At 64.9% G+C, this 8,811-nt stretch carries 8 protein-coding genes; 2 read left to right on the top strand and 6 right to left on the bottom strand.

From position 1 onward, the window contains the following. Positions 1 to 9: 9 nt before the first annotated feature. Entirely contained in the window at positions 10 to 645 is a 636-nt protein-coding gene (locus AC58NV_RS07350; RefSeq protein WP_497226548.1) for a class I SAM-dependent methyltransferase, read from the bottom strand. A gap of 87 nt (positions 646 to 732) precedes the next feature. Between AC58NV_RS07350 and AC58NV_RS07345 the strand changes: the two genes are divergently transcribed. Next, the gene (locus AC58NV_RS07345; protein ID WP_497226547.1) at positions 733 to 1,611 is read left to right on the top strand and encodes a LysR family transcriptional regulator; all 879 of its coding nucleotides are present in this window, start codon (positions 733 to 735) and stop codon (positions 1,609 to 1,611) included. A 90-nt stretch (positions 1,612 to 1,701) separates the two neighbouring features. Here the strand turns inward: AC58NV_RS07345 and pheT are convergent, their stop codons facing one another. The 5 genes from pheT to AC58NV_RS07320 form a co-directional block, all read right to left on the bottom strand. Further along, positions 1,702 to 4,098, bottom strand: coding sequence for a phenylalanine--tRNA ligase subunit beta (pheT, locus tag AC58NV_RS07340; protein WP_497226546.1), 2,397 nt, complete (start codon positions 4,096 to 4,098; stop codon positions 1,702 to 1,704). A gap of 89 nt (positions 4,099 to 4,187) precedes the next feature. Further along, a complete protein-coding gene (locus AC58NV_RS07335) occupies positions 4,188 to 5,003 on the bottom strand; it encodes a CE1 family esterase (protein WP_497226545.1) in 816 nt (271 codons plus the stop codon). A gap of 452 nt (positions 5,004 to 5,455) precedes the next feature. After that, positions 5,456 to 6,529, bottom strand: a complete 1,074-nt coding sequence (gene pheS, locus AC58NV_RS07330) for a phenylalanine--tRNA ligase subunit alpha (protein ID WP_497226544.1) — start codon at positions 6,527 to 6,529, stop codon at positions 5,456 to 5,458. Between the two features lie 134 nt (positions 6,530 to 6,663). Continuing rightward, on the bottom strand, positions 6,664 to 7,167 hold the full coding sequence (locus tag AC58NV_RS07325; protein WP_497226543.1) for a hypothetical protein: 504 nt from the start codon (positions 7,165 to 7,167) through the stop codon (positions 6,664 to 6,666). A gap of 108 nt (positions 7,168 to 7,275) precedes the next feature. Beyond that, positions 7,276 to 8,172 carry a LysR family transcriptional regulator gene (locus tag AC58NV_RS07320; protein ID WP_497226542.1) on the bottom strand — a complete coding sequence of 299 codons (897 nt, stop codon included), beginning with the start codon at positions 8,170 to 8,172 and terminating at the stop codon, positions 7,276 to 7,278. A gap of 97 nt (positions 8,173 to 8,269) precedes the next feature. On the opposite strand from AC58NV_RS07320, the gene AC58NV_RS07315 reads away from it, so the two are divergent. Next, complete coding sequence (locus AC58NV_RS07315; RefSeq protein WP_497226541.1) at positions 8,270 to 8,722, top strand: PACE efflux transporter; 453 nt, start codon at positions 8,270 to 8,272, stop codon at positions 8,720 to 8,722. The last annotated feature ends 89 nt before the right edge of the window (positions 8,723 to 8,811 follow it).

The raw sequence follows: 8,811 nt of genomic DNA, 5'->3' as shown, positions 1-8,811 counted from the left end.
AGGCAAAACTCAGCGCCGCCGCGCCACCAGATAGCGCCCCGGCGTGTCCGCCGGGTAGTTGCCGGTTTCGATGATCTCGAACCCGGCCGTCTGCACCGCCGCCTCCAGCTTGCGGATGTCCATGAAGTCCACAAAGCCGGGCGCCTTCCCCGCCAGCCGCATCAGCGGGATGGCCACCGTGAACAGCCAGTATTTCCAGCTGCCCCGCTTCTCGCCCAGGCAGGGCGTCTTGGAGATGAACAGCCCGCCAGGCCGCAGCCGCGCGGCAACGCCATCCAGAACCTGCTCCAGATCCGGCAGCAGATGCAGCAGGTTATGCGCCAGCACCGCGTCAAACGGGCCTTCCGGCGCCTGCCCGGCGCTGCAGCAGTGGAATTCGATGTTGGCCGTGCCCGCATTCCAGGCCCGCTCGCGGCCGACCTCCAGCATCGCCTCCGACAGATCGGTCGCTGTGATCCTGGCCACGCCCGGTGCCAGCTCGATCGCGGTGGAGCCGGTGCCGCAGCCCAGTTCCAGAACGGCATCATCCGCCTTGAGATAGGACCGTGTCCGCTCCAGCGTGTAGCGGTAAGCATCCATGTCGCGGATCGGCGATTTGGCGTACTTCGGGGCGATCTTGTTCCAAAAGCGGGCGTCGGCGGTCATGGCGGGTCTCCTTGGTTGCCGAAACCCTACCTATGCAGGAACCAAGGATAAATTGCCGAAATCCGCAAGGCTGATATACATATTTGCATGAATGCACCCGACTGGAACCATATCCGCGCCTTTCTCGCCACCGCTGAAACCGGCTCGCTGTCGGCCGCCGCGCGGCAGCTTGGCCTGACTCAGCCGACGCTGTCGCGCCAGGTCGCGGCACTGGAGACGGAACTGGGCGTGCTGCTGTTCGAACGGCTGGGCCGCTCGCTGGCGCTGACCGAAGCCGGGCATGAGCTGCGCGCCCACAGCCGCAGAATGGGCGCGGCTGCGGACGCGCTGGCCCTAGCCGCCAGCGGCCAGGCGCAATCGATCGAGGGCACGGTGCGCATCACCGCCTCGGATGTGATGTCCGCCCATGTGCTGCCGCCCCTGCTGCAGCAGCTGCGCCAGCGGGCGCCCAACCTCACCGTCGACGTGGTGGCCGCCAATGATATCCGCGACCTGATGCGGCGCGAGGCCGATATCGCCATCCGACACGTCCGCCCGGCGCAGCCCGAACTGATCGCCCGGCTGGTGCAGGAGGCGACCGGGCATTTTTATGCCGCCAGGACCTACCTGGACCGGCGCGGCCGCCCGTCTTCCCTTGCGGATTTGGGAAACCATGATTTTGTCAGCTTCGGCGACACCGAGCGGATGATCAGCTACCTGGTGCCGATGGGAATCCCCGTCACCGCGGAGAACTTCCGCATCGGTTCCAACAGCGGCCTGGTGTGCTGGGAACTGGTCCGGCAGGGGTTCGGCATCACCCCGATGTCGGATGAGGTCGCTGCCGCCGCGCCGGAAGTGGAGCGTGTGCTGCCCGGCAGCGATGCCATCACCTTCCCGGTCTGGCTCACCACCCACCGCGAGCTGCACACCAGCCGCCGCATCCGGCTGGTGTTCGATCTGCTGGCGGAGTTCTTCTCTGCCAGGTGACATGAAAAGGGCAGCGCCCCGCAGGGTGCGCTGCCCAAAAGTTTTCTGAAAACTTTTGCCAAGGCTTTAAAAAAAGCCCAGGAACCGCCGTTACCCGCGCAGGGTGCCGCCGGTGGCCTTGGCCACCTTGGCAATGATTTTCTCGCTCACCGCCTCAATGTCCTTTTCCTTCAGCGTCTTGTCGCTGGGCTGCAGCCGCACGGTGATCGCCAGCGACTTCTTGCCCTCGCCCAGGGAGCCGCCGATGAACTCGTCAAAAACGCGTACGTCCTCGATCAGCGCCTTGTCGGCACCGGCGGCGGCATTGACTAGGGTCAGCGCCTCGACATCGGCATCGACCACAAAGGCAAAGTCGCGCTCCACCGCCTGCAGATCGCTGATTGCCAGCGCCGGGCGGGTGGCGCCGGATTTACGCGGCAGCGGCACCTCATCCGGGAAAATGGTAAAGGCAACAGCCGCGCCCTTGATGCCCATCGCTTTCAGCACCTTCGGGTGCAGCTCGCCAAAGACGCCGAGGGTCTTCTTCGGGCCCAGGCAAATGCGGCCATGGCGGCCCGGGTGCCACCAGGCGGCGCCTTCGCGCAGGATCTGCACCTTGGCGGGCGCGCCGATGGCGGCCAGCACCGCCTCAACGCCCGCCTTGGCATCATAAAGGTCCACCGCGCGCGAGGCGCCATGCACGTCTTTCGGCCCGGTGCGGCCCACCAAGAGGCCCGCGATCTGATTGACCTGCTCGCCCGGTTCGCCGCCGGTGAAGGCCGGACCGGCCTCGAACAGCGCCAGATCCATGTAGCCGCGCGCCTGGTTGCGGGCCGCGGCCTGCAGCAGGCCCGCCAGCAGGTCCGGACGCATGTGCGACATCTCGGAAGAGATCGGGTTGGCCAGCATGGTGGCATCGTCACCACCGCCGAACAGCGCAGCGGAGGCCTTGTCGATGAAGCTGTAGCTGACGACCTCATTGTAGCCGAGGCTGGCGCAAGTGCGGCGCGCCATCTGCTGGCGGCGCTGCTGCGGCGTCATCACCGGTTTCGGGATACCGTCGGTCAGCCGCGGCAGCGGTTTGCCCACCAGCTTGGTCAGCGAGGCAATCCGCGCGACCTCTTCCACCAGGTCGGCCTCGCCCTGCACGTCCGGGCGCCAGCTGGGCACATGCGCCATATTGCCTTCCAGGCGGAAGCCCAGGCGGGTCAGGGTCTGGCGCTGATCGCTTTCCGGGATCTCCATCCCCACCAGCGACTGCACCCGGTCCGCGTCCAGCTTGTAAGCGCGGGAATGGTCCGGCACATCGCCCGCGATCACCACCTCCGACGGTTCGCCGCCGCAGAGGTCCAGGATCATCTGGGTCGCCCGGTGCAGGCCCTCGATGGTGTATTCCGGGTCCACCCCGCGCTCAAAGCGGTAGCGCGCGTCGGAGTTGATCTTGAGCGCCCGGCCCGCCATGGCGATCTGCACGTGATCCCAGAACGCGCTCTCCAGGAACACATCCACGGTCTCCTCGGTGCAGCCGGTCTCCTCGCCACCCATGATGCCGCCGATGCTCTCGGGACCGTTGGCGTCGGAAATCACCATCTGGCCAGCGCCGAAGGTGTATTCCTTCTCATCCAGCGCCTTCAGCGTCTCGCCGCCAGCCGCGCGGTGCACCCGCAGGTCGCCTGCGACCTTGGCCGCGTCGAACACATGCAGCGGGCGGTTCTGGTCGAAGGTGAAGAAGTTGGTGATGTCCACCAGCGCCGAAATCGGGCGCAGGCCGATCGCCTTCAGCCGGTCCTGCAGCCACTGCGGCGAGGGGCCGTTTTTCACACCCTTGATCACCCGGCCCGCAAACAGCGGGCAGCCGTCCAGCGTGTCCTCGTCGATGGTCACCTTGACCGGGCTGGCGAAATCGCCCGGGATCGCCTCGAACGCGCGGGTTTTCAGGGTGCCGAGGCCGCGCGCCGCCAGGTCGCGGGCAATGCCGTAGACGCCCAGCGCATCGGGGCGGTTCGGGGTGATCGCGATCTCGATCACCGGATCGACCTTGGCCGGATCGTTCTCCGCCAGCCAGTCCACGAACTTGTCGCCAACCGCGCCCGAGGGCAGCTCGATGATGCCGTCATGCTCTTCCGACAGCTCCAGCTCGCGCTCGGACGCCATCATGCCGAAGCTCTCAACGCCGCGGATCTTGCCGACGCCGATGGTGATGTCGAGGCCGGGGATATACATGCCCGGCTTGCAGACCACCACGGTGATGCCTTCGCGCGCGTTCGGCGCACCGCAGATGATCTGCAGCTCGCCCTCGTCGGTGTCCACCTTGCAGACCCGCAGCTTGTCGGCATCCGGGTGCTTCTCGGCGTGCTTCACATAACCGAGGGTAAAGTCCTTCAGCGCGTCCGCCGGATTGACGACCTCTTCGACCTCAAGGCCCAGATCGGTCAGGGCATCAGTGATCTCTTCCACCGAGGCGTCGGTGTCGAGGTGGTCTTTCAGCCAGGAAAGCGTGAATTTCATCGGTCGGGGACCCCTTGGCAGACATGCGTGTTTGACCCGAGGCAATGGCAAAGAATGCGCCAAGGTTCAAGGGTTCAGCGCCCCCGCGCTCAAGGATAGCTGGGAGTGAGGTTCAAAAGCTCATCCAATTGCCGCCCGATCCAGCCATGCGGGATGAAATGGCCGCCGGGATGGGTGTCCAGCACCACCTGCCCTTGCGTGCAGCCCGCCCAGACCGTGCGCTCCAACTTCAGGAAGTCGACCACCTGCCACTGCCCCAGCGCCCGTGCCGCACCGCAGCCCAGCCGCGCCCGCCACAGCGCTACCGGATAGGTCCGCTCGCCGCCGGGGCCATAGGGGAAGTCCATCACCGTATCCTTCAGCCCGTGCACATGCCTCACCTCGCGCGGCGCTTCCGGGCAGTCCTCGCTCTGCTGAAGGGTGCCCGCCACCGCCAAGAGCGCCGCCACATCATTGCCGCTGTGGCAGACATACCGCCAGGCCATGGCCGCACCATAGGAGTAGCCGGAGACATAAATGCGTTCGGGATCAACAGGGTAACGCTCGGCGACGTCCGCTAGCACCGCGTCGGAAAAGGCCACGTACTCCGTCTCTGCCGACCAGAAATCCCAGGTCTTGCGCCGTCCGTTCGGCGTCACCAGCAGCACGCCGCGGCGCTTGGCCGAGGCCCCCACCCGTTCGCTTTTCTGGGCATGGCGCCCGGTGCGGGACCAGCCGTGGAAATGCAAGAGCACCGGCAGCGGCGAGACTCCGTCCCAGCCCTCCGGCTCCATCACGTGATAGGAGCGGTCCCCCAGTTCGCAGGGTGTTGCGTCCTGGCACCCGCCGGGTTTCGACGGCCCCATGGCAGCAGCGGCTGAGGCCCACAGCAGGGCGGCGGAAAGGGAAAGAACAGCTCGGATCATTCGCCCTAGGGTAGCTGCCGTGCGGCAGCTGTCACGTCACAAGTTTGTGGGCGGCAGCGACTAAGCCGCGTCATCGCCTGACCGCGGGCTGGCGACCCAACGATAGTGTTTGGCAGTTTATGCCGGCCAAGTCCGTACAGCGTCTGGCTGGTGCGCTGGTGGCACCAAATCGCCTGCCCGTGCGGCGGTCAGGCGATGGCGCGGCGGCCTCTCGGCCTTGATTCCGCGCTAGGTCATTTCAAAAAACTGAACCGTACTTTGGCGCTGTCGTTTCCGCAAATCACAGAGCATAGCTCCCTTCCCCCGGAGCGGCGGCGGTCACGCACTGTTTTTTCACCACCGAGGGCAGCGCCCGTCCCGGCGGGGTGGGAAGCGAAGCGCCCGCCCCGTGGGGGCGGGTCGGGCGCTGCCCGGCCTGCCGGCCGGGCGGAAGTTCTGAAACTATGGAGGGTTTACCGGCTCAAACCGCCATGCAGCGCCGGCATGTCCAGGCTCTGGAAGCCGTAGTGGCGCAGCCAGCGCAGGTCGCTGTCGAAGAAGGCGCGCAGGTCGGGGATGCCGTATTTCAGCATCGCCAGGCGGTCGATGCCGATGCCGAAGGCAAAGCCCTGGTAGATCTCCGGGTCGATGCCGCCCGCGGCAATCACCTTGGGGTGCACCATGCCGGAGCCGAGGATCTCCATCCAGTCGTCGCCCTCGCCGATCTTCAGCGCACCGCCCTCCCAGGAGCAGCGGATATCGACCTCGGCCGACGGCTCGGTGAAGGGGAAATGCGAGGCGCGGAAGCGCAGCTCGACATCGTCCACCTCAAAGAAGGATTTGACGAATTCCTCCAGCACCCACTTGAGGTTCGCCATCGAGATGTCCTTGTCCAGCGCCAGGCCTTCGACCTGGTGGAACATCGGCGTGTGGGTCTGGTCATAGTCGGCACGGTAGACGCCGCCCGGGCAGATGATGCGCAACGGCGCGCCCATCTTCTCCATCGACCGGATCTGCACCGGCGAGGTATGGGTGCGCAGCACATGCGGCGGGCGGTTGTCGCCCTCGGCCCGGTGCATATAGAAGGTGTCCATCTCGGCGCGTGCCGGATGGTGGCCGGGGATGTTCAGCGCATCGAAGTTGTACCAGTCGGTGTCAATCCGCGGGCCTTCGGCGACGGAGAAGCCGAGTTCCGCAAAGATCGCGGTGATCTCTTCCTTCACCTGGCTGATCGGATGCAGGCTGCCCTGACGAGCGGGGCGCGACGGCAGGGTCACGTCCAGCCATTCGGTGCGCAGGCGCTCATCCAGCGCGGCATCTTCCAGACCGGCCTTCTTGGCCACGAGGGCCGAGTTGATCTCATCCTTCAGCGCGTTCAGCGCCGGGCCGGCCACCTGGCGCTCTTCCGGGGTCATCTTGCCCAGCTCGCGCATCTTCAGCGCCACTTCGCCTTTCTTGCCGACGGCGGCAAGGCGGATCGCCTCCAGCGCCGCCTCGTCGGCGGCCTCTGCAATCTGACCCAGGTACTTGGCTTTAAGATCGTCCATCACGGCCCCTCGAATTCTGCTTGTGCCCTGCTACCACAAGGGCCGCTGAAAGCAAGAGGGCGGGGACGGATGGCGGGCGGGTGTGTTGTTGGCTCTTGCCAACACTCACTCCAGCGCGCGTTATCTTCTGCGTGCTAACTCTCAAGCGGATGCCCATCCTCGTCATGACGGCCACCGTGGAACCTCCACCAATCGATACTTCTGATAACCTCTTCAAAGCTCCCACAGGGCTCGACCAGCTCAAAAAGCTGCTCCAGATCGCTCGAACCATATCGTTTTACGGCAAGCAAAACTGCTTCTTTGAACTCAACAAGTCCGACGGTTTCCACTGAAGCCAGCTTGGGTCCGTGATAAACAAGAGATTCGAACATCTTGGAGAAGATCGTAGGGAGCATCAAAATCTCCAAAAGCATGCAAACCTTTTCGCTAAAACGAAAAAATCCGCTATCACCACAGTACCAATAGATCTTTCCGTCTGCGGCAAACACTTGACCTCGGGAGTATTTGCCGATGACCGGGATGCGAGTCCAAGTTGTAAACCCAGTCAGCCCTTTCACTATGTTGAAGCCCGTAAATTTGTTTGTGTCTGTCTCCTCAATGAGAAAGACCGGATAAAAAAGCTGTTTGTGCAAATTCATGTTCAGTTGGACACTCCTGGAAGTTCCGCGGCAGAGACAGCGGCGCATTTTCACGTTTCAATCATTCATTGAACTGGAAGTCTCACGCAAACTGTTCGAACACCCTTCTCAACACCGCCAGGCCTCCTGCGGCAGCTTCAGCAGATGCTGCTGCAGCCATTGCCCGGCCTGCCCCAGCACCCGCTGCGACGTCCAGACCACGTCCACGCCCGCCAGCGCGTCGCTCTGCTGGAAGCCAAAGCGCAGCCGCACCAGGGCGCCGCTGTCCAGATGCGGCTGCACCGCGGGCAGCGGCAGTTCGGCCCAGCCCAGCCCCTGCTGCAGCAGCTCGATAATCATACCCGGGCTTTCCGCACACCAGACAGAGGCGCTGTAGACCTCACCGATCAGCCAGCGGGCCTCCTGCGAGCGGCTTTGCAGCACCAGCTGCCTGTGCGCCCGCAGGTCGCGGTGCGCGAGCGGGCCAAGGGCGGCCAGCGGGTGATCCCGCCCGCAAACCGGCACCGCCACCGTGTGGCCGACACCGCGGAACTGGAACCCCTCCGGGTAGCTCTCCTGCTCCGTCATCAGCCCCAGGTCGGCGCGCCCCTCCTTCAGCAGCGCCGCGGTGTCATTGGGGCCGGCCGACAGGATCTCCAGCGCCACATGCGGATAGGCTTCGGCAAAGCCGCGCAGCGCCTCCAGCAGCGGTGCCAGGTTCAGCCCCTGCTCCACCACCAGGCACAGGCTGTCCTCCACCCCTTCCGCCATCGACGCCGCCTTGGCGGCAAACTCCCGCTGGCCCAGCAGGATCCCGCGCGCGTGCGGCAGCATCTCCTGCCCCGCCCTTGTCAGCACCGGCGAGCGCCCGCTGCGGTCAAACAGCTGCAGCCCGCAGTCGATCTCCAGATTGGCAATCGCGGTTGAGACCGCCGACTGCGCCTTGCCCATCCGCCGCGCCGCGGCCGAGAAGGAGCCCAGTTCGGCGGCCAGCACAAAGGCCTGCAGGGTTTCCGGAGACATCATGGCCAACCTATCAGATTTTCAGATACATACTAACTGGAAGTATCATGAAACGGGGATAGAACAAAGGCAACGCCCTGACTTCAAAAGGAGGCACAGAATGGCAGGCAAAGTTGCAATGCGCACCGCAAGGGACCGGCTGCGCTATACCATCAGCTTCGAAATCCTGCTGATGGCGGCACTGGTGCCGGTTGGCGCGGCCTTCTTCGACAAGCCGCTCAGCGATATCGGCCTCTTGGGCGCCTTCCTGTCGGTGAAGGCAATGCTGCTGAACCTCCTCTACAACTGGCTCTTCGATCAGGCCGACGCCAGGGCGGGACGGATTTCCAGCGACCGCTCGCCGCTGGGCCGGGTGCTGCACGCCATCGGGTTCGAGGCGACGCTGCTGATCACCTCGCTGCCGGTCTACATCTGGTGGCTGAACCTCGGCCTCTGGCAGGCGCTGGCGACCGACCTGACGGTGACTTCCTTCGTGGTGGTCTACACCTACGGCTTCACCCTCGCCTACGACCGCCTGTTCCCGCTCGCCCCGGCGGAGGCTGGCCGCTCCTGACCCGCCGCCCGGCGAGGGCGCCGGTTTTATGCTATACTTGCGGTGCGCGGCACAGCGCATCTCACTCAGCAGAACGACCGGAGGACAGC

Source organism: Leisingera sp. ANG49 (genome assembly GCF_059694505.1).
This window is presented reverse-complemented; position numbering and strand designations above follow the sequence as displayed.